Origin of the sequence: Xanthomonas sp. NCPPB 2632, assembly GCF_041228075.2 — a bacterium.
GTDB lineage: Bacteria > Pseudomonadota > Gammaproteobacteria > Xanthomonadales > Rhodanobacteraceae > Luteibacter.
Genome location: NZ_CM192979.1, coordinates 2941247 through 2959668, shown reverse-complemented (window position 1 = coordinate 2959668; position 18422 = coordinate 2941247). Strand labels below are relative to the sequence as shown.

General features: G+C 66.9%; 22 protein-coding genes. 13 read left to right on the top strand and 9 right to left on the bottom strand.

The window, feature by feature from the left end; genetic code table 11:
- Positions 1-12: 12 nt before the first annotated feature.
- The 5 genes from AB8808_RS12455 to AB8808_RS12435 form a co-directional block, all read right to left on the bottom strand.
- On the bottom strand, positions 13-1584 hold the full coding sequence (locus AB8808_RS12455; protein ID WP_369929807.1) for a DHA2 family efflux MFS transporter permease subunit: 1572 nt from the start codon (positions 1582-1584) through the stop codon (positions 13-15).
- A complete protein-coding gene (locus tag AB8808_RS12450) occupies positions 1581-2780 on the bottom strand; it encodes an HlyD family secretion protein (RefSeq protein WP_369929805.1) in 1200 nt (399 codons plus the stop codon). The genes AB8808_RS12455 and AB8808_RS12450 overlap by 4 nt, the downstream gene beginning before the upstream one ends.
- On the bottom strand, positions 2777-4237 hold the full coding sequence (locus tag AB8808_RS12445) for an efflux transporter outer membrane subunit (protein WP_369929803.1): 1461 nt from the start codon (positions 4235-4237) through the stop codon (positions 2777-2779). The genes AB8808_RS12450 and AB8808_RS12445 overlap by 4 nt, the downstream gene beginning before the upstream one ends.
- Positions 4234-4749: a MarR family winged helix-turn-helix transcriptional regulator gene (locus AB8808_RS12440; protein ID WP_369929801.1), complete on the bottom strand. Its 516-nt coding sequence runs from the start codon at positions 4747-4749 to the stop codon at positions 4234-4236. Before AB8808_RS12440 ends, AB8808_RS12445 begins: the two co-directional genes overlap by 4 nt.
- A 67-nt stretch (positions 4750-4816) precedes the next feature.
- Complete coding sequence (locus AB8808_RS12435) at positions 4817-5584, bottom strand: TatD family hydrolase (protein ID WP_369929799.1); 768 nt, start codon at positions 5582-5584, stop codon at positions 4817-4819.
- A gap of 144 nt (positions 5585-5728) precedes the next feature.
- Between AB8808_RS12435 and AB8808_RS12430 the strand changes: the two genes are divergently transcribed.
- Complete coding sequence (locus AB8808_RS12430) at positions 5729-6331, top strand: glycine zipper 2TM domain-containing protein (RefSeq protein WP_369929797.1); 603 nt, start codon at positions 5729-5731, stop codon at positions 6329-6331.
- Between the two features lie 33 nt (positions 6332-6364).
- Complete coding sequence (locus tag AB8808_RS12425) at positions 6365-6832, top strand: outer membrane lipoprotein (protein ID WP_036140980.1); 468 nt, start codon at positions 6365-6367, stop codon at positions 6830-6832.
- Between the two features lie 167 nt (positions 6833-6999).
- Here the strand turns inward: AB8808_RS12425 and AB8808_RS12420 are convergent, their stop codons facing one another.
- Positions 7000-7434: a cell wall hydrolase gene (locus AB8808_RS12420; RefSeq protein ID WP_036140981.1), complete on the bottom strand. Its 435-nt coding sequence runs from the start codon at positions 7432-7434 to the stop codon at positions 7000-7002.
- 496 nt (positions 7435-7930) lie between these two features.
- Positions 7931-8713: a CAF17-like 4Fe-4S cluster assembly/insertion protein YgfZ gene (gene ygfZ / locus AB8808_RS12415; protein ID WP_369929794.1), complete on the bottom strand. Its 783-nt coding sequence runs from the start codon at positions 8711-8713 to the stop codon at positions 7931-7933.
- A gap of 126 nt (positions 8714-8839) precedes the next feature.
- Between ygfZ and AB8808_RS12410 the strand changes: the two genes are divergently transcribed.
- The 9 genes from AB8808_RS12410 (at position 8840) to lolD (ending at position 15375) form a co-directional block, all read left to right on the top strand.
- Positions 8840-9007, top strand: coding sequence for a DUF1674 domain-containing protein (locus AB8808_RS12410; RefSeq protein ID WP_369929792.1), 168 nt, complete (start codon positions 8840-8842; stop codon positions 9005-9007).
- A gap of 58 nt (positions 9008-9065) precedes the next feature.
- The gene (sdhC, locus tag AB8808_RS12405) at positions 9066-9458 is read left to right on the top strand and encodes a succinate dehydrogenase, cytochrome b556 subunit (protein WP_369929790.1); all 393 of its coding nucleotides are present in this window, start codon (positions 9066-9068) and stop codon (positions 9456-9458) included.
- Positions 9455-9841, top strand: a complete 387-nt coding sequence (gene sdhD, locus AB8808_RS12400; RefSeq protein ID WP_285401573.1) for a succinate dehydrogenase, hydrophobic membrane anchor protein — start codon at positions 9455-9457, stop codon at positions 9839-9841. The genes sdhC and sdhD overlap by 4 nt, the downstream gene beginning before the upstream one ends.
- 3 nt (positions 9842-9844) lie before the next feature.
- Positions 9845-11629, top strand: a complete 1785-nt coding sequence (sdhA, locus tag AB8808_RS12395) for a succinate dehydrogenase flavoprotein subunit (protein ID WP_369929788.1) — start codon at positions 9845-9847, stop codon at positions 11627-11629.
- Between the two features lie 21 nt (positions 11630-11650).
- The gene (locus AB8808_RS12390) at positions 11651-12436 is read left to right on the top strand and encodes a succinate dehydrogenase iron-sulfur subunit (RefSeq protein ID WP_285401577.1); all 786 of its coding nucleotides are present in this window, start codon (positions 11651-11653) and stop codon (positions 12434-12436) included.
- A 214-nt stretch (positions 12437-12650) separates the two neighbouring features.
- Positions 12651-12899 (top strand): FAD assembly factor SdhE, encoded by a 249-nt coding sequence (locus AB8808_RS12385; RefSeq protein WP_369931254.1) that lies wholly within the window; start codon positions 12651-12653, stop codon positions 12897-12899.
- Complete coding sequence (locus AB8808_RS12380; protein WP_369929785.1) at positions 12832-13305, top strand: hypothetical protein; 474 nt, start codon at positions 12832-12834, stop codon at positions 13303-13305. Before AB8808_RS12385 ends, AB8808_RS12380 begins: the two co-directional genes overlap by 68 nt.
- A gap of 143 nt (positions 13306-13448) precedes the next feature.
- Positions 13449-14690, top strand: a complete 1242-nt coding sequence (locus tag AB8808_RS12375; protein ID WP_369929783.1) for a lipoprotein-releasing ABC transporter permease subunit — start codon at positions 13449-13451, stop codon at positions 14688-14690.
- Positions 14683-15375, top strand: a complete 693-nt coding sequence (gene lolD / locus AB8808_RS12370; protein ID WP_369929781.1) for a lipoprotein-releasing ABC transporter ATP-binding protein LolD — start codon at positions 14683-14685, stop codon at positions 15373-15375. Before AB8808_RS12375 ends, lolD begins: the two co-directional genes overlap by 8 nt.
- Positions 15376-15398: 23 nt before the next feature.
- Here the strand turns inward: lolD and AB8808_RS12365 are convergent, their stop codons facing one another.
- Positions 15399-16148, bottom strand: a complete 750-nt coding sequence (locus AB8808_RS12365) for an anti-sigma factor family protein (protein ID WP_369929779.1) — start codon at positions 16146-16148, stop codon at positions 15399-15401.
- A complete protein-coding gene (locus tag AB8808_RS12360) occupies positions 16145-16666 on the bottom strand; it encodes a sigma-70 family RNA polymerase sigma factor (RefSeq protein ID WP_369929777.1) in 522 nt (173 codons plus the stop codon). Before AB8808_RS12360 ends, AB8808_RS12365 begins: the two co-directional genes overlap by 4 nt.
- Before the next feature lie 131 nt (positions 16667-16797).
- Between AB8808_RS12360 and AB8808_RS12355 the strand changes: the two genes are divergently transcribed.
- Together AB8808_RS12355 and AB8808_RS12350 are read left to right on the top strand one after the other, a co-directional pair.
- Entirely contained in the window at positions 16798-17880 is a 1083-nt protein-coding gene (locus AB8808_RS12355; RefSeq protein ID WP_369929776.1) for a catalase family peroxidase, read from the top strand.
- Positions 17877-18419 carry a cytochrome b gene (locus AB8808_RS12350; protein WP_369929774.1) on the top strand — a complete coding sequence of 181 codons (543 nt, stop codon included), beginning with the start codon at positions 17877-17879 and terminating at the stop codon, positions 18417-18419. The genes AB8808_RS12355 and AB8808_RS12350 overlap by 4 nt, the downstream gene beginning before the upstream one ends.
- Positions 18420-18422: the final 3 nt, after the last annotated feature.

The window sequence follows — 18422 nt, the reverse complement described above, 5'->3', positions numbered from 1 at the left end:
GCCGAGGTTTCGTCAGTGCGCGGCGGCGCCCGCGGCACTGCCGAACGGCGGCTTCGCCAGCCACAGGATCGGGATCAGTGCCAGGAACAGCAGGCCGCAGAGCCAGAACACGTCGTTCACGGCCAGGGTCAGCGCCTCACGGCTGACGACCTGGTCGAGCACGGCGCGCTGCGATGCGCCATGCAGGTTCAGCGATTGCAGGCGTCCCACATACGCCATGGTGGCCGGCGAGGCCGGATTGACGTATTCGGTGAGCGAGGCATGGTGCGCTTCGCCGCGGTGCTGCCAGATGGTCACCGTGAGCGCGGTGGATACGCTCGAGGCCAGCGTGCGGCAGAAGTTGGCGAGGCCGGAGGCGCCGGCGATCTGGTCGGGCCGCAGGTCGGACAGGAAGATCTGGTTCAGCGGGATGAAGAAGCACGCGATGCCGATGCCCATGACGAAGCGGGGCAGCACCAGGGCGGCGAATGACGCGCCGCTGGTGAAGGTCGAGAACCAGAACGCGGTGAAGGCGAAGACCAGGAAGGCGAAGGTCACCACCGAGCGAAGTTCCAGCCGCTGGATGTTCTTGCCGATGATGGGCGACATGAGGAACGCGAGGACGCCCACGGGCGCCGTGGCCAGGCCGGCCCACGTGGCCGTATAGCCCAGGGTGGTCTGCAGCCACAGCGGAAACACCACGGTGATGCCGAAAAACCCCAGCATGCCCAGCGACAGCGCACTGACGCCCACGGCGAAGTTGCGCCGCGCGAACAGCGACAGATCCACCACCGGAAACTTCGCCGTCAGCTCCCAGATGACCAGGAAGGTCAGGGCGACCAAAGCCACGAGGCCCAGCGTGAGGATGAGCGGCGAGGCGAACCAGTCGTGGTCGTTGCCGTTGTCCAGCATGAATTGCAGGCAGCCCACGCCCAGCACCAGCAGGAACAATCCCACCGAATCGATCGGCGCGCGCACCGTCTTCGTTTCCCGCGAGCGCAGGATCGTCCAGGTGATGACACCGGCCGCCGCGCCTACCGGCACGTTGATGTAGAAGATCCACGGCCACGAGAAGTTGTCGGTGAGGTAGCCGCCGAGGATCGGGCCGAAGATGGGTGCCACGACCACGGTCATCGCCCACATCGCCAGCGCGATGCCCTGTTTCTCCTTCGGATAGCTGGACAGCAGCAACGATAGCGACAACGCCACCATCGGTCCGGAACCCGCGCCCTGCAGCAGGCGGAACATCACCAGCATGGGCATGCTGGTGGCCAGGCCGCACAGCATCGAGAACACGACGAACAACGCCACGGAAACGCAGAAGGTCTTCACTTCGCCGAAGCGCTTGGCGATCCAGCCGGTCAGTGGCTGCATGATCGCGCTGGCGAGCGCGTAGGAACTGATCGCCCAGGTGCCCTCGTTGGAACTCACGCCGAGGCTGCCCGCGATGTGCGGCACGGCCACGTTGACGATCGTCATGTCCAGGATCTCCATGAACGTCGAGAACGCGACGGCCATGGTGAGCAGAACCAGGGCACCGCCTTGCAGCGGTTTCGGGCCGCCAGGGGCGGGCGCGGCATCCGGGATGGCGGGCGCGTCGCTCAAGGCACGCCCGCTCCGAGGTTGTCGCGCACGATGGCATCGGCCGCGGCGTCGGCCTTGGCGGCCACGTCGTCATAGACGGTGGTCTGCGCCACCGGTGTCGTGGCCGGCGACTTCGCCAGTACGTCGCCGTCGTCATGGGAGATATCGACGGTGACCGCCGTGGACAGGCCGATGCGCAGGGGATGCTTGTCGAGGTCGCTCGCATCGAGCGCGATGCGCACGGGGATGCGTTGCACCACCTTGATCCAGTTGCCCGTGGCGTTCTGCGCCGGCAGCAGCGAGAACGCGCTGCCGGTGCCCGCGCCCAGGCCGATCACCTTGCCGTGGTACTCGACACCGCTGCCGTAGATGTCCGCTTCGATGCGGGCCGGCTGGCCGATGCGAACATGGCGCAGCTGGCTTTCCTTGAAGTTGGCGTCTACCCACAGGTCGTGCAGCGGAATGACCGTCATCAGCTGCTGGCCCGGCTGCACGCTGTTGCCGAGCTGGACGCTGCGCTGGGCCACGTAGCCGTCGATGGGCGCGACGATGGCGTTGCGCTGCGCGGCCACCCAGGCCTGACGAAAATTGGCGCGTGCCTGGTCCACCGCCGGGTTCGACGCGACGTCGCCGCCGTCGATCAGGGCGCGCGAGGCATCGGCCTGGCGTTGCGCGGATTCCAGCGCGGACTGCGCGCTATCCACGGCGTCGCGTGCATGCTGCACCTCTTCCGGCGCCACGGCTTTTTCGGCCAGCAGGGGAATACGGCGGCGCAGATCGTCCTGCGCGCGTTTGAGGTCGTTCCGACGTGCACCCAGCGCGGCGTCCGCGCCGGCCGCCGACTGGGTCTGCTGGCGTACCTGGCGCACGGCCTGCGCCAGCGCACTGCTGGCCTTGCGCAGGGCGACGTCGGCATCGGTGGCGTCCAGGCGCACCAGCACCTGGCCGGCATTGACGCGCTGCGTGTCGTCGGCGAACACGCCGGTGACGATGCCCGGCACCTGGGCGGAGATGCCCACCTGGTTGCCGCCGACATACGCGTCATCGGTGGTTTCGCGCAGCGAGAAGACGAACATCCACAGCAGGAACCACGCCACGGCGGCGACGATGAAGACGAGCAGGGCGATCAGCAGCGCGCGGTTCCGTTTGTGCTTGTTCTTGGGCGCGTTGCCGCTTTCGTCCTGGGGTCGCGGCGTGTCGGTCGGGTTGGCGCTCATGGGCTCGGGGTTCCGTTCGTGCGGGGCGTGGAAGGGGTATCGGTGGGTTCGGCGCGATAGCCGCCACCCAGTGACTTGATGAGGGCGATGTCGGTGGACAGGGCCTGACCTTGCAGGTCGGCATCCGCGTCCAGTTGCTGCACCAGCGCGGCCTCGCCGGCGAGCGACTCGCGATCGTCGCGTACGCCACGTGCGGCGCGTGCCCTGGCACTGGCGAGCAACGTGTTGGCGGCGTCGATCTGCTCGGCCTGCTGCGTGCGCCGCGCGGCCAGTTGCTGGGCGCTGAGCGCCTGGGTGGCCACGTCGCGCGCGGCGGACACGACGGTCGCGTTGTACTGCGCCACGGCGGCCGCAAGCTGCGCGCGGCTGACGCCGTGGTTCGCTTCCAGCGTGCCGCCCTCGAAGATCGGCAGGTGCAGCGCCGGGGTCAGCGCGAAGACCCGACTGTCCGCGGAGAACATCTTGTCCATGTCGATGCTGGACAGTCCGGCCATGCCGGTGAGGCTGATGTCCGGGAAGAACTGGGCGCGCGCGGCATCCGTGCGGCGCAGGGCCGCTTCCACCTGCCAGCGGCTGGCCGCGATGTCCGGACGCCGGGCCATCAGGTCGCTGCCGACGTTGGCCGGGAGGCCGGTGCCGACGACGGGCAGCGGACGCGGCAGCAGCGGCGGCAGTTGGGCGGGTGACACGCCGACCAGCGTGGCCAGGGCCGCGCGGCGGATATCGGCCGAGCCCTGCAACGCGACACGTTGCTGGCGTGCGCCGGATAGTTCAGCACGTGCCTGCTGTGCCGTGTCCGGCACGTCCACCCCTTGCTTCACGCGCAGCTCGGCGATGCGCAGGGCGCGCTCGCGGGCGGCGATCAGGCGGTCGGCGAGGGCGACACGCGAGGTGTCCGCCAGCCAGCCGAAATAGGTGTCCGCCACCATCGCCTGGATCGCCAGCGACGATGCGGAGCGTTCCGCCTCGGCGGCCCGCGCGCTGTCGATGGCGGATTCGAGGGTGAAGCGCTTCTTGCCCCACCAGTCGAAGTCGTAGCTGGCCTGGATGCCGATATCGGCCTGGTTGTACCAGGTGAAACCGAGGAACTGCGCCGGGATCAGGCCGTGCTCGCTCATGCGCTGGCGCGCCACCTGGGCGCTGCCGTCCACGCGCAGGCCTGTCTGCGCGGCTGCCACGCGGATGTCCTGCTGGGCGCTGTCCACGCGCGTCTTCGCCTGGGCGAGGTCCGGCGCGCCGCGCAGCGCCATGGTCATCAGCGTGTCCAGCTGCGGGTCGCCGTAGGCGCGCCACCACTCGGCGGCCGGCCAGCCAGGGCGCTGGTCGGTGACCAGGCCGGCCAGCGGCACGTCGTCGCGGAGCGCAGGGCGGTCGATCTTCGCCGGCACGTGGCACGCGGCGAGCGCGATGGCGATCAACCCGGCGAGCACGGCGGGACGGGACGGGATTCGGTTCATGGGCTGTCCGATGTATCCATGTGCAGGGCGAGCTTTTTCAGCAGGCCTTCGAGGGTGAGGCGTTCCGCGTCGCTGAAGCAGGTGAAGCGGGAGACCAGATCGGGAAACATCGGCGGCAGGAGTTCGAGTACGAACCGCCGGCCCTCGGCGGTGATCGTCAGCATCACCTGGCGCCGGTCGTGCGTGGCGTGGGAGCGGGTGATGAGTCCCCGCTTCGCCAGCAGGTTGGTGATGCGGGTCATGTTGGTCGGCTTCTGCTCGGCCAGCGCGCACAGTTCGCCGGGTGTGGAACGGCCGTCTTCCGACGAATACAGCATCATCAGCGTGCGGAAATCGCTGTCGTTCATGTCGTGCGGATCGAGCCTTGCCTGCACCTCCCGGCGCAGGGCCTCGCCGGTCAGCAGCAGCAGGCGGATCAGGAGCACCTCGCGCCGTGGGACGCCCGGGATGATCTCGACGACACGATCGATCCCTTCGTACAGGGCGTCGACGCACGGCTTGAGGCTAGTCATTTCGCTGGCTAATAGTTCACTGGTGAACTACAAGGTTAACAAGCCCACCGGTGGCGTGCAAGCGGCGCTAGGTCAGCCGGAACAGCGCCGAGGCGTTGGCGGTCGTGGCGGCGGCGATGATGTCGCGCGTCTCGCCCCGCAGCCTTGCCACCGTGTCGAGCACCTCGAGCATGAAGGCCGGCTCGTTGCGCTCGCCACGATGCCCGGCGCAGGGCTGGTCAGGCGCATCGGTTTCCAGCAGCAGCCACGAGAGCGGCATGGTGCTGACGACGCGCCGGATGCGTGCGGCACGTTCGTAGGTCACGGGGCCGCCGATGCCCAGATGAAATCCGAGGTCGAACAACTGCCGTGCCTGTTCCTCGCTGCCGGCGAAGCTGTGCACGACGCCGCGCAGGCCGCCCACGCGCCGCAGGGTATGGATCACTTCTTCGAAGGCCCGCCGCCCGTGCACGATCACCGGCAGGTCGTGTTCCCTCGCGATCTCAAGCTGACGCTGGAAGATCGTCCGCTGCCGGGCAAAATCCAGTCCCTCCACGTACGCGTCGAGGCCGATTTCGCCGACAGCGACGGCGCCGTGTCCTTCCAGCCAGGCCGGTAGCTCGGCAAGGTGGCGATCCTCGTGGCGGTCGACGAACAGGGGGTGCAGGCCGAAGGCGGCCGACACGCCCGGTCGCGTGCGGGCGAGGGCGTGGACGGCCTCCCAGTTGGCCCGCTCGATCGCCGGGACCACCCAGCGCCGCACGCCGGCCTGCGCCGAGCGTGCATATATTTCATCGCCGTCGGCGCCGAAAGAGGCATCGTCCAGGTGTGCGTGGGTATCCACCAGATCGAGCATGCGGGTGTTATCCCTGAATGAAGCAAAGGACAGTCTAAGGCGTCGTTCAGTTTAACGAATGTCAAATGTGATCCGAGGGCGACTTCCGGGTGATGGGGCTCGTGCGCCATCGAGGTCGTAGACCTTTTTCAGGAGAGTAAGGTGATGAACAGCTTGAAGATTTCCGTCCTGAATGTGGCACTGGGCGCGGTACTGGTGTGTGGTCTGTCCGCCTGCAATCGCGATGCGAATGCCGACGTCTCCTACCGTGGCGACGGCAGTGCAGCCCCGGGCGCGGCCGCGGCACCGGCTCCGGCCGGTCCCAAGTACGGTCGCGTCGTGAGCGTCGACCCGGTGCGCGAGGCGGCTTCCTCGCCGCAGCGCGAGTGCCACGACGAAGTGGTGACCCGGCACGTGCCGGTGCGCGACGAACACCAGCTTGCCGGCACGGCCATCGGTGCGGTGGCGGGCGGCTTGCTGGGCAACCAGATCGGCGGCGGCAAGGGCCGTACGCTGGCCACGGTGGCCGGTGCGGTCGGTGGCGGTTATGCCGGCCACGAGATCCAGGAGCGTCGCCAGGAAACCAACACCACTACCAGCACGGTCAGGAAGTGCAATACGGTGGCGGGCTCGGCGGGCGACAAGATCGTGGCCTACGACGTGCGTTACGAATACAACGGCGTGACCCGCACGGTGCGCATGGACCACGACCCGGGCGACCGTGTCGAAGTGCAGGAAGGTGTGTCGGTCGTCTCCGACGCGCGTTGATCCTTCATCCCTCGTCTATTCCAAGGCGCCATCATGCACAGCATCGTTCGTAAGTCCGGCCTCGTCGCCGTCGCTATCGCCACGCTTTCCCTGACCGCGTGCTACGACCAGCCGCGTCGCGTGTACCGGGAAGATCGCGTGGTTTACCAGGGTGCACCCCGCGGGTGCGACCAGTGCGGCGTCGTCCAGGATGTCGAGCAGGTCTACACGCAGCGCGATTCGTCGCCGCTGGGCGCGGTCATCGGCGCGGTTGCCGGCGGCCTGCTAGGCAATACGGTGGGCAAGGGTGACGGTCGTTCCGCGGCTACCGTGGGCGGTGCCGTCGTCGGTGGCCTGGTCGGCAACCAGGTGGGCAAGCGCAACGGTGGCGACGATGTCGCGTTCCGTGTCCGCATCCGCCTGGACGATGGCCGCTGGGCCACCGTTACGCAGGTGGACGACCCGCAACTTCGTCGCGGCGATTACGTCGAGGTGCGAGGCGACCACGTCTACAGGCGTTGATCGTTTAGCCGTATGGACGTCCAAAGAAAAAGCCCGCGAAAGCGGGCTTTTTCTTTGGACGAAAAATTCTTCGGACAAAAAAAGACCCTCATCCGAGGGCCCCTTTTCCCGGGAATCCCAAGCTGCCCGCTCGGATTCCTTTTTCCCCCGCCGGTTCACTCGCCGTGTCAGTTGACGGCGTAGAACGCGTGGTCGCCGATCTTGCGCACGATGCGGCTGGCGGACCAGCTCGGTATCACCGCGGCCGTGGCGAAATGATCGGCCTGTGGAACATAAACGAGTCGTTCACTCTTGGGCAGGCTCCAGTTGTTCAGGGAGTCGCCCGCCACCTTCCATGCCTTCGACCACGACACCAGGTCGGTGATCTCGAAATCCTTCGGCGTGGTGGTGATCGCAAACTGATGCGGTGCCGACACCACGTCGCACACTTTTTCGCCGCCCATGCCGCGGTCGCGGCGTCGTAGGGCGACTTCCGCCACGGCGTACTGGCCAATGGTGGGTTCGCTACGTGCTTCCAGGTAAACCGTCGTCGCCAGGCACGTCTGGTCGGCAAGGTGGCTCGGAAGGACGGACGCCATCCAGAGCAAAGCGGAAAGTTTCATGTGTATCTGCCTCCAACGAGCTTTTCCGTCACTTGCGGCGTCTTTCGTGAAAAAGGCCATGGGAAACGTATGAGCGGTAGACGGGCGGGCAGGCCGTTACTACCTGGACCAACCGACTTTCATCCGAGGGTGTCTCTGTGGAAGGTACGGATGAAGCGGGCGTCACACACTGTGACTGTACTGGGCGACTGTCCGGAGTCGCCTGGTATGGGGGTATACCGAAAGGGAGCGGCATCGCGATGCGGCGGCTCCGTCGGTCGACTACGCGCTACTCATGGGCTGCGCGTCGCTTTCAACTCCGGCTTTCGCCGGGTCGCGCCAGAACCGTCATCGTCGACGGATCGTCGCGGGTGTCGCCGTGGAAACATCGCCACGGCCACGTGAATGGATCGGCGGAGCCTAGTGGCGCTGCACGAATTCTGCAAGTGCGCGCGCCTTCCGATTCAGCTTCGACTCACGCATATCGTGAAACCTATTCTTGCGAAGGCGCAGAAGATCACGCTTCGAATGTAGACACGATGTGTAGACGAACGCTGTCCGTTTCAACCATGCTGCCATCGGCGCAGCTGTCGTCCATTACGACCAGCGACCTATTGAAGTCATGCGATGCATGGCACATCAATACGTTCCCGACCTCCCGTCCGTTTATCCGTAACGATGCGCCTTCTTGCAACGCAGCATCGCTGTGCACGACACGCAGGTGCTTCTTGTGACCGCCAAGAAAGTGCAGTCGCGCGGCAATTTCCTGTCCCGGGAAACACCCCTTGTCGAACGCCACGGCGTGCAGGCGTTCCATCGACAACGCCGGTGGCAACAGGCGATCGAGCAGGTCGTCGGGCAACCATGCAAAGCCTCTTTCTATATGACGCGGCAACCATGCGTCGTCGCCACGCACAACGCCGATGCGCAACGACGCATCGCCTTCGCCGAGCACGATGACATTACCGTCTTCTTCCGCGCTCATCGCGTCGCGCGCGTCGCCATCGGCCACCTCGAGTACGTCGGATACCGCGATCTTCACCCTGGCGCGGAACACGAAGCGCTTCAGGTCGGTGGCCAGCGCGTCGCCGTCGCCGCCGCGGGGCACGACCACGAAGCGGTGCTCTTCCAGGCGGGCGAGCTGGAGCAGGGCGCGAACCCGTCCTTTCGGATCCATCCAGCCGCTCCACTGCCAGCGGCCGACCGCCAGGTCGGGCACGGCACTGCCGAACTGGGCGTTGGCGAACGTGGCCGCGTCGGGTCCGGTGAGGGTGATGCTGCGAGTGGTACGGCTCGGCATGGGCGGGCGCCGGTGGTGACGGAGGCGTAGGATATACGGCCGGCCCAAGGCCAAACCAAGGCGTGGCCCACCGGCCGAGGTTGTGCTGCGGTGGCACAGGTATTACCCTTTTAGGGCTTTATAACCATGTCCGACAACTCCTCCAAACCCCAGGACGCGACCGATTCCGCTCCGGCGAAGCCGCTCGTTCCGCCGCTCGTCCCCACGAACGGCGAGACAGGACTCGAAAAAGCGCCTCTGGACCCCACCCGCTACGGCGACTGGGAAAAGAACGGTCGCTGCATCGACTTCTGACCATCGGGGGCGGGGGAGGGCCGTCGGGCATCAGCGATTCCAATCCAGGATAGCCGCCATGGCACAAACGGGACGACCGCTCTCACCGCATCTTCAGGTCTACAAATGGCAAGTGCAGATGGCTTCGTCCATCCTGCATCGCGCCACGGGGATCATCCTCGCCGTAGGCAGCCTGATCATCGTCTGGGGGCTGTGTGCCCTCGCCGCCGGCGCCGACGCCTTCTCGTCGTTCTCGGCCGTCGCCGGCAGCCTCGCCGGCACGGTCGTCATGATCGGCTGGACCCTGGCGTTCTTCTACCACCTCGCCAACGGCATCCGTCATCTGGTGCAGGACACGGGCAGGGGCTACGCCATTTCCTCGTTCGTTCTGTCCAGCTGGCTGTCGATCATCGTCGCCATCGTGCTGACCGTGCTCGTCTGGGCCTATCTGCTGCTCGGAGGCAACGCATGAGCAAGGATCTGCGCAACCCGCTCGCCCGTGCCCGTGGCCTGGGCTCCGCGAAAGAAGGTGTCGGTCACTGGATGCAGCAGCGGATCACCGCGCTGGCCCTGGTGTTCCTCACGGTCTGGTTCGTTCTCGTGGTGCTCAGTCTGGTCCATACGGACTACGCCACGGCCCGCGCGACCATCGCCCGGCCCTGGAACGCCGTCCTGCTCGTCGCCCTCATCGTCACGATGTTCAAGCATGCCGTCCTCGGGCTGCAGGTCGTGATCGAAGACTACGTCCACACGCGCTGGCTCGAAGTCGCGTCGCTGGTGGCCATCAAGTTCATCGCCGTACTCGCCGCGCTCTCGGGTGTGCTGGCCGTGCTGCGCATCGCGCTCGGAAACTGATCGATGGAAGCCTATAAGGTTCAGCAACACAAATACGACGTGATCGTGGTCGGCGCCGGTGGCGCGGGCCTGCGTGCCACGTTCGGCCTGGCGGAAAAAGGGCTGAAGGCGGCGTGCATCACCAAGGTCTTCCCGACCCGTTCTCACACGGTCGCCGCGCAGGGCGGTATCTCCGCCGCGCTGGGCAACATGGGTGAAGACGACTGGCGTTTCCATTTCTACGATACGATCAAGGGCTCCGACTGGCTCGGTGACCAGGACGCCATCGAGTACATGTGCCGGGAAGCCATCCCCGCCATCATCGAACTCGAGCACTACGGCGTGCCGTTCTCGCGTACCGAGGAAGGCAAGATCTACCAGCGCCCGTTCGGCGGCATGACCACGCACTACGGCCAGGGCACCGCGCAGCGCACCTGCGCCGCGGCCGACCGTACCGGTCACGCCATCCTGCATACGCTCTACCAGCAGGCGCTGGCCCACGACGCCACCTTCTTCATCGAATACTTCGCCATTGACCTCGTGTTCGAGGACGGCAAGTGCGTGGGCGTGCTCGCCCTCGACATGAACGAAGGCACGCTGCACCTGTTCCGCGGCCATGCCGTGGTGATGGCCACGGGCGGTTACGGCCGCGCGTACTTCAGCGCCACGTCGGCGCACACGTGCACGGGCGACGGTGGCGGCATGGTGCTTCGCGCCGGCCTGCCGCTGCAGGACATGGAGTTCGTGCAGTTCCATCCGACCGGCATCTATGGCGCCGGCTGCCTGATCACCGAAGGCGTTCGCGGCGAAGGTGGCTACCTCACCAACTCCGAGGGCGAGCGCTTCATGGAGCGCTATGCGCCCAACGCGAAGGATCTCGCCTCGCGCGACGTGGTCAGCCGTGCCATGACCATCGAGATCCGCGAAGGCCGCGGTGTGGGCCCCAACAAGGATCACATCCACCTCAACCTGATGCACCTGGGTCCCGAGGTCATCAACGAGCGCCTGCCGGGCATCGCCGAGTCGGCACGCATCTTCGCCGGCGTGGACGTCACCAAGGAGCCGATCCCGGTCCTGCCGACCGTTCACTACAACATGGGCGGCATCCCGACGAACTACCACGGCGAAGTGGTCACCAAGCGCGACGACAATCCGGATTCGATCGTGCCGGGCCTGTTCGCCATCGGCGAAGCGGCCTGCGTGTCGGTGCACGGCGCCAATCGCCTGGGTTCCAACTCGCTGCTCGATCTGGTGGTCTTCGGCCGCGCCGTGTCGCACCGCTGCGCCGAACTGATCAAGCCCGGTACGCCGCACAAGGATCTTCCGGCCAACGCGCTGGATACCATCCTCGGTCGTTTCGACGCGCTGCGCCACGCGGACGGCACCAAGCCGACCGCGGCCATCCGCGCCGAGATGCAGAAGACCATGCAGTCCGACGCGGCCGTGTTCCGCACGGGCGATACGCTCAAGGAAGGCAAGGCGAAGATCTCCGAGGTGTTCACTTCGTTCCAGCAGGTGAAGGTCAGCGACCGCTCGCTGGTGTGGAACTCCGACCTGATCGAGACGCTGGAACTGGCCAACCTGCTCGCGCAGGCCGTCGCCACCATGCATTCGGCCGAGCAGCGTCCGGAAAGCCGTGGCGCGCATGCCCGCGAGGATTTTCCGGACCGTGACGACCACGACTGGCAGAAGCACACGCTGGTGTGGATCGACGAGGCCGGCAAGTCCAGCTTCGACTTCCGCCCGGTGCACATGTACACCCTGACGGACGACGTCGAAGTCGTGCCGCCGAAAAAGCGCGTTTACTGATACCGGACCGGAGAGGCAATCGTGGCAGAGTTCACGCTACCCAAGAATTCCAAGATTACGGCCGGCAAGCATTTCCCGGCGAAGGATGCGAAGAAGACCCGCACCTTCAAGATTTACCGCTGGACGCCGGACGACGGCCAGAATCCCCGCACCGACACGTACGAGGTCGACCTCGAAACGTGCGGTCCGATGGTCCTGGACGCCCTGCTCAAGATCAAGAACGAGATCGACTCGACGCTCTCGCTGCGTCGCTCGTGCCGTGAAGGCATCTGCGGCTCGTGCGCGATGAACATCGACGGCACCAACACGCTGGCATGCACCAAGGCCATCGAGGACTGCGGTGGCGGTACGGTCAACATCTATCCGCTGCCGCACATGCCGGTGGTTAAGGACCTCGTGCCCGATCTCACCCACTTCTACGCCCAGTTCGCGTCGATCAAGCCGTGGATGCGCACGCAGAGCCCCGCGCCGGCCGACAAGGAGCGCCTGCAGTCGCCGGAAGACCGCAAGAAGCTCGACGGTCTGTACGAGTGCATCCTGTGCGCCTGCTGCTCCACGTCCTGCCCCAGCTACTGGTGGAACGGCGACCGCTACCTCGGCCCGGCCATCCTGTTGCAGGCGTACCGCTGGATCGTCGACAGCCGCGACGAAGACACCGGCAACCGCCTGGACGACCTTGAAGACCCGTTCAAGCTCTACCGTTGCCACACGATCATGAACTGCGCGCGCACCTGCCCCAAGGGCCTCAACCCGGCCAAGGCGATCGCGGAGATCAAGAAGCTGATCGTGCAGCGCCGCTCGGCCTGACCCGGCGCAGGTGTGTATGTAGGAGCGCACGATGTGCGCGACATGTGTTGAGGCCGAGCCTGTGGGCTGGCGCATAAACCCATGGACCGACGCGAACACATGTCGCGCACATCGTGCGCTCCTACACCGTAATCGTGTCGATTGGCGCGAAGACATATCGCGCACATCGTGCGCTCCTACATGGGCACGGGGTGGTGGGAGCATGGAAATGAATGTGGATGACGCACGGCTCAAGCGACTGCGGTGGCGCACCCGTCGCGGTACGCGCGAGCTGGATCGCCTGTTCGGCGGCTGGCTGGACGAGCGGTACGCCGACGCCGACGAGGCGTGCAGGACGGCATTCGATGCGCTGATGGACGTGCAGGATCCGGATCTCTGGGATTGGGTGATGGGCCATGCCCGTGCCCCCCGCGACGACTGGCAGGGCATCATCGATGACATCCGCGCGAGGCATCGACTTTGACATCCGGCCGTCGCGGCACCTGACCTGCTGGCTGGGGGTACTGCTCGCCCTGGCCACCGCGGCACCCCTGTTCACCGCCTTGCCCCTGCCGGTCCGTTGGCTGTTGTCGGCGGCCGTCGTCGTCGATGGTGTTCGCCGGATCCATCGCTACCGGCATCCTGCCTGCCGCCGCCTTTCCTGGGCCGCCGACGGGGCTTGGACCGTGACCGGTCGCCATGGCCCGGCCACGGAGGCGGAGCTGCGGGCCGCGAGGCGGGTGGGGCAGGGCGTCTGCCTGTCGCTGCGCTGGCGCCGGCGGTGGCTACATCTGCTGTTCCTCCCGGATAATACGCCCGCAGCGGACCTGCGCATGCTGCGAGCCCGCTTGAAGCGGGTGCGGGCCGCACCGGCGGATGGCCTGCCCTGACGGCGGGCGCCACCGGCGAAAGCTGAAGCCCGGCCGGCCGGTCTCCTCCTTCGGCTTGCCCCGGCGCGCCGCATCGTGCACTCTGCCGCGCGGTGCGTGCCTTTCGCGGCGGGCCCACTCCTTCAAGGCTGCGACCCACAGGTATGTTCAGACCCCTCGAGCTCTTCATCGGACTGCGCTACACGCGCGCCAAGCGTCGCAACCAGTTCATTTCCTTCATCTCCACGGTGTCGATCGTCTGCATCGCCATCAGCGTGACCGCGCTCATCACGGTCATGTCGGTGATGAACGGTTTCGACAGCGAACTGCGCAATCGCATCCTGGGCGCCGTCTCGCACATCACCATCTCGGGTATCGACGACACGGTGCAGGACTGGCAGTCCGCCGTGAAGACGGCCGAGGCCACCCCGCACGTGAAGGGCGCGGCCCCGTATGTCGAGATCCAGGCCTTCCTGCAGGCGCGCCGCCCGAGCGGCGCGCTGATCCGCGGCATCGTGCCGTCGATGGAACCGAGGGTGTCGGACATCGACACGCACATGGTCCACGGCAAGATGACCGACCTGACCGATCGCAGCTGGAAGATCGCGCTGGGCAGCGAGCTGGCCACGCAGCTCGGCGTGCAGGTGGGCGACAAGGTCACGGTGGTGGTGCCGCAGTTCACGGCCACGCCGATGGGCGCGGTGCCCAAGCTGCGCAGCTTCACCGTCAGCGGCATCTTCGAGCTGGGCATGCAGGAATACGATGCCAACCTCGCGCTGATCTCGATGGAGGACGCGCAGCGACTCAACGGCCTGAACGGGCCGACCGGCATCCGCCTGAAGCTGGACGACATGCGCGAGGCCTTCCCGGTGGCGCAGGAACTGTCCAACAAGCTGGGCCAGACCTACCGCATCCAAACCTGGATGGACACCCACGCCAACTTCTTCCGCGCCATCGACATGGAGAAGACGGTGATGTTCGTGATCCTCTCGCTGATCATCCTGGTAGCGGTGATCAACCTTATTTCCATGCTGATGATGCTGGTGACCGACAAGCAGGCCGACATCGCCATCCTCCGCACGCTGGGTTCCACCCCGCGCAGCATCATGGGCATGTTCATGGTGCAGGGCCTGCTGGTGGGCATCGTCGGCATCGCCAGCGGCGTCGCCCTGGGCGCGCTGCTGTCGTACAACCTGCCGGCCATCGTCAAGTGGATCGAGCATGTCACAGGGCAGAATTTCCTCTCGCCGGACGTGTATTACATCAGCGAGCTGCCCAGCCAGCTGCTCTGGTCCGACGTGGGCTGGGTGGTGCTGGTGACCTTCGCGTTCTCGCTGCTGGCCACGTTGTATCCCGCATGGCGTGCCTCGCGCACGCAGCCCGCCCAGGCGCTCCGCTATGAATAATCCCACCGACGACATCGTGCTGCGCGCCACCGGGGTGGCCAAGGTCTACGAAGAGGGCGACCTGCGTACGGGCGTGCTGTCCAATGTGAATTTCTCACTGCGCCGTGGCGAGACGATGTCCATCGTCGGCGCCTCGGGCTCGGGCAAATCCACGCTGCTGCATATCATCGGCGGGCTGGACACGCTCACGGCCGGCAAGGTGGAGGTCAACGGTCGCGTGCTCTCCGATCTTTCGGATGCCGAGCGTGGCCGCGAGCGCAATCGCTCGCTGGGCTTCATCTACCAGTTCCACCATCTGCTGCCGGAATTCACGTCGCTGGAAAACGTGTGCATGCCTTTGCTGATCCGCGGCGTGTCCATCGCGCAGGCCCAGAAGGAGGCCACGGCGCTGCTGGAGCGGGTCGGGCTGTCGTCGCGTCTGCGCCATCGCCCGGCCGAGATGTCCGGCGGCGAGCGCCAGCGCTGCGCGGTGGCCCGTGCCCTGGTCACGCGCCCGGCTTGCGTGCTGGGCGACGAGCCCACGGGCAACCTCGACGAGGCCAACGCCGCGCAGGTGTATGCCCTGATGCTGGAGCTCAACCGCGAAATCGGCACCAGCTTCGTGCTGGTCACGCACGACACGCGCCTGGCCGGCCGCATGGACCGCACGCTGGAGCTGCAGAACGGCGAGCTCCACGAGCGCTAGGCCCGCCGCCGGGCGTCAATCCTTCAGATGATCCGCGCGGCGATCCGCTGCGCCGCCGAACGCCCGGACGGGTTGGCCTGTGCCACCACCGCATAGTTGTGGCCGCCTTCCGACCAGTAGTCCGCCAGCAGGCCGTCGTCCTCGCGGCTGCCGTGTGGCAGCAGGTGGCGCGCCGGACCCGGCGGCCTTACGTAGAAACTGATCGTGTGCCCGCCGCCGTCGTCGTAGAGCACCATGGCGGCCGTGCCCTGGTCCGTGGCGAACAGCCGCCCCCCCATGGGGCGGAACCCGGCATCGGAGAGGTCCGGCAGGCGCACGCTGGCGCCCACCCGTCCTGCCAGCCAGGCACGCAGGTCGCGTTCGTTGGCGGTGGTGATGTCCATGCCCACGCCATGGTCGAGCGCCAGCAGCCGATAGGCCTGCATCGCATCGGCCATCGGCGCGTTGGCGCCACTGCCCATGCCACGCGCGACCCAGCCGGCGCCGCTCCCAAGCGCGAGGCACAGCAGCAGGCTGGCCGCGGTGGCCAGGCGGACGAAGCGGCGGCGGGCCATGCGCTGGCGTAGCGCGGTCGGATCCGCCGTCGTCGAGGGTGCCAGGTCGCCGGCAAGCAGGGTGCGCAGTTGCTGGGCATCCTGGCGCCAGCCCTGGATTTCCTCGGCCTGCTCGGGGTGGCGCGCGAGGTAGCGCTCTACCTCGCTGCGGTGCGGCTGCTCGAGCTGCCCGTCGACATAGGCGTGGATGTCGTGCTCGCTGGGAGGCGTGTGGGTCATTTCAGCAGTCGCAGGGCAGGTGTTTCGGGAGCGCCCTCGCCGAGGCGGCGCAGTGCGGCACGCGCGCGGGAAAGGCGGGACATGACCGTGCCGATCGGGACCTGCAGGATATCGGCTACTTCCTGGTAGCTCAGGCCTTCCACGGTGATCCAGATCAGCAGGCTGCGCTGCTCCGTCGGTAGCGAGGCGAAGGTGGCCAGGGTGGCGTTGGCCATGGCGACCCGCTCGGCGGAGGGCCAGGTCGGCTCGTCGGGGGCGCCGCGCCCCAGCATGGCCAGCAGGCGCGCGTAACGGCTGGAACGGCGCTTTCCGTCCAGGAACAGCCGGTACTGGATGGAGAACAGCCACGCCCGCAGGCTTTCGTCGTCGCGACGCAGGTGCCATCTGGACAGGGCGCGCTCCACAGTCGACTGGACGAGGTCGTCCGCCGCGTGCGTGTCACGGGTCAGCCACAGGGCGAAACGCCGCAGTCGTGGCAGCAGGGAGCGCAGTGCATCGTCGATGCGTGAGTCGGACATGCCGGGCCTTCTTGCCGGATTACAGGAGGTAGGACGAGTATCGTGGCCACATAGTCCTCCCGAAGGGAATAAAAATCGCGGACATACGTCCCACCCTTGTCAGCACATCCATCAGCACGGGAGACGAATACATGCACGAGACCGGAAAGAGGCGCCCGCCGCCGAACGTGGGCCTGCGCTGGGCCATCATCGGGCTGGTCGTAGCCGGCTCCGCCGCGGCGTTCGGTTATGTCGGCGGCTGGCTGGCGCCCGACCGGCTCTCGCCGAAGAAAGTCGTCGACGTATTGCAGGCGAGCGGCGGCGAACACCCAGGCTACCGGCGCAACCATGCCAAGGGTATCTGCGTCGGCGGCCACTTCGACTCCAACGGTGCCCTGCAGGGCGACTCGCGGGCGGCATTGTTCGCACCCGGCGTCAGCACCCCGGTGGTCGGCCGTCTGGCGCTACCCGGCGGCAATCCGTATGCCGCGGACAGCTCGGTGCCCATCCGCAGTTTCGCCCTGCGCTTCGACCTCGCCGACGGCGAGCAGTGGCGCACCGGCATGAACGCCATGCCCGTCTTCCCGGTGTCCACGCCGAAGGCGTTCTACGACCTCCAGGTGGCCACCGGGCCCGACCCGAAGACCGGCAAGCCCGATCCGGCGAAGGCCGGCGCGTTCTTTGCCGCCCATCCGGAGGCTGGCCCGTTCCTGGGCTGGGTGAAGACGGCCAAGCCGCCGGCCAGTTACGCCACCGAGACCTACGGCAGCATCAACGCCTTCTATCTGCGCGACGCGGCCGGTGTGCGCCGCGCGGTGCGCTGGAAGGTGGTGCCGGAGACGCCGGCCGCGGGCGACGGTTCCCCGACCGCGGGCGATACCGATTACCTGGCCGCCGACCTGGTGAAGCGCCTGGCCGCCGGACCCTTGCGCTGGCACCTGGTCATGAGCTTCGCCGCGGACGGCGATGCGGTGGACGATGCCGCCGTGGCCTGGCCGGACAGCCGCCGGAGCGTCGATGCGGGCACCCTCGTGATCGACAGCTGGCAAGCACAGGCCGACGGCCCGTGCCGCGACGTGAACTACGACCCCACCATCCTGCCGCAGGGCATCGAGGCGTCCGGCGATCCGTTGCTGGCGGCACGGTCCGCCGCTTATGCGGAGTCCTACCTGCGGCGCACCCGTGAAGAGGGTCACCTTCCCGGCGCCGCCCGCCCCAAGGAGACCCGGCCATGAACCACGCCAGCGCGTTCCACCCGTTCGCCCGCCTGCTGCACTGGCTGATGGCGATCATGATCCTCGCCATGTTGTTCATCGGGGCGGGCATGGTCAGCACCGTGGCGGAAAAGCACGACACGCTGGTGGCGATCCACCGTCCGCTGGGCATCGTGATCTTCGTGCTCGCGTTGATCCGGCTGGGCTTTCGCCTGACCCATCGCGCACCTCCGCTGCCGTCCGACCTGCCGCTGTGGCAGAGGCTGGCGGCCCACGGTTCCCACGTCATGCTGTATGGCCTGATGATCGCCATGCCGCTGATCGGCTGGGGCATGCTCTCGGCGGGCAACTATCCGGTGACGATGTTCGCGGGTGTGCACCTGCCGAAGATCCTGCCGTCCGACCCGGCGCTGTTCGCCTGGTTGCGCGAATCGCACCGGTACCTGGCGTGGCTGTTCTTCCTGACCTTCCTGGCCCACATGGGCGCGGCGCTGATGCATGGGCTGATCCGTCGCGACGGCGTGCTGCCGAGCATGACGGGAGGCCGGTCCGACGTGTGAGCG

Excerpts from the sequence above, each read along its gene's own strand:
- AB8808_RS12450 (WP_369929805.1), bottom strand. The coding sequence starts at position 2,780 with ATGAGCGCCAACCCGACCGACACGCCGCGACCCCAGGACGAAAGCGGC.
- sdhC (WP_369929790.1), top strand. The coding sequence starts at position 9,066 with ATGGCACAAACGGGACGACCGCTCTCACCGCATCTTCAGGTCTACAAA.
- AB8808_RS12445 (WP_369929803.1), bottom strand. The coding sequence starts at position 4,237 with ATGAACCGAATCCCGTCCCGTCCCGCCGTGCTCGCCGGGTTGATCGCC.
- AB8808_RS12365 (WP_369929779.1), bottom strand. The coding sequence starts at position 16,148 with ATGACCCACACGCCTCCCAGCGAGCACGACATCCACGCCTATGTCGAC.
- sdhA (WP_369929788.1), top strand. The coding sequence starts at position 9,845 with ATGGAAGCCTATAAGGTTCAGCAACACAAATACGACGTGATCGTGGTC.
- AB8808_RS12350 (WP_369929774.1), top strand. The coding sequence starts at position 17,877 with ATGAACCACGCCAGCGCGTTCCACCCGTTCGCCCGCCTGCTGCACTGG.
- AB8808_RS12380 (WP_369929785.1), top strand. The coding sequence starts at position 12,832 with ATGCCCGTGCCCCCCGCGACGACTGGCAGGGCATCATCGATGACATCC.
- AB8808_RS12355 (WP_369929776.1), top strand. The coding sequence starts at position 16,798 with ATGCACGAGACCGGAAAGAGGCGCCCGCCGCCGAACGTGGGCCTGCGC.
- AB8808_RS12435 (WP_369929799.1), bottom strand. The coding sequence starts at position 5,584 with ATGCTCGATCTGGTGGATACCCACGCACACCTGGACGATGCCTCTTTC.
- ygfZ (WP_369929794.1), bottom strand. The coding sequence starts at position 8,713 with ATGCCGAGCCGTACCACTCGCAGCATCACCCTCACCGGACCCGACGCG.
- AB8808_RS12440 (WP_369929801.1), bottom strand. The coding sequence starts at position 4,749 with ATGACTAGCCTCAAGCCGTGCGTCGACGCCCTGTACGAAGGGATCGAT.
- AB8808_RS12375 (WP_369929783.1), top strand. The coding sequence starts at position 13,449 with ATGTTCAGACCCCTCGAGCTCTTCATCGGACTGCGCTACACGCGCGCC.
- AB8808_RS12410 (WP_369929792.1), top strand. The coding sequence starts at position 8,840 with ATGTCCGACAACTCCTCCAAACCCCAGGACGCGACCGATTCCGCTCCG.
- lolD (WP_369929781.1), top strand. The coding sequence starts at position 14,683 with ATGAATAATCCCACCGACGACATCGTGCTGCGCGCCACCGGGGTGGCC.
- AB8808_RS12425 (WP_036140980.1), top strand. The coding sequence starts at position 6,365 with ATGCACAGCATCGTTCGTAAGTCCGGCCTCGTCGCCGTCGCTATCGCC.
- AB8808_RS12430 (WP_369929797.1), top strand. The coding sequence starts at position 5,729 with ATGAACAGCTTGAAGATTTCCGTCCTGAATGTGGCACTGGGCGCGGTA.
- AB8808_RS12420 (WP_036140981.1), bottom strand. The coding sequence starts at position 7,434 with ATGAAACTTTCCGCTTTGCTCTGGATGGCGTCCGTCCTTCCGAGCCAC.
- sdhD (WP_285401573.1), top strand. The coding sequence starts at position 9,455 with ATGAGCAAGGATCTGCGCAACCCGCTCGCCCGTGCCCGTGGCCTGGGC.
- AB8808_RS12360 (WP_369929777.1), bottom strand. The coding sequence starts at position 16,666 with ATGTCCGACTCACGCATCGACGATGCACTGCGCTCCCTGCTGCCACGA.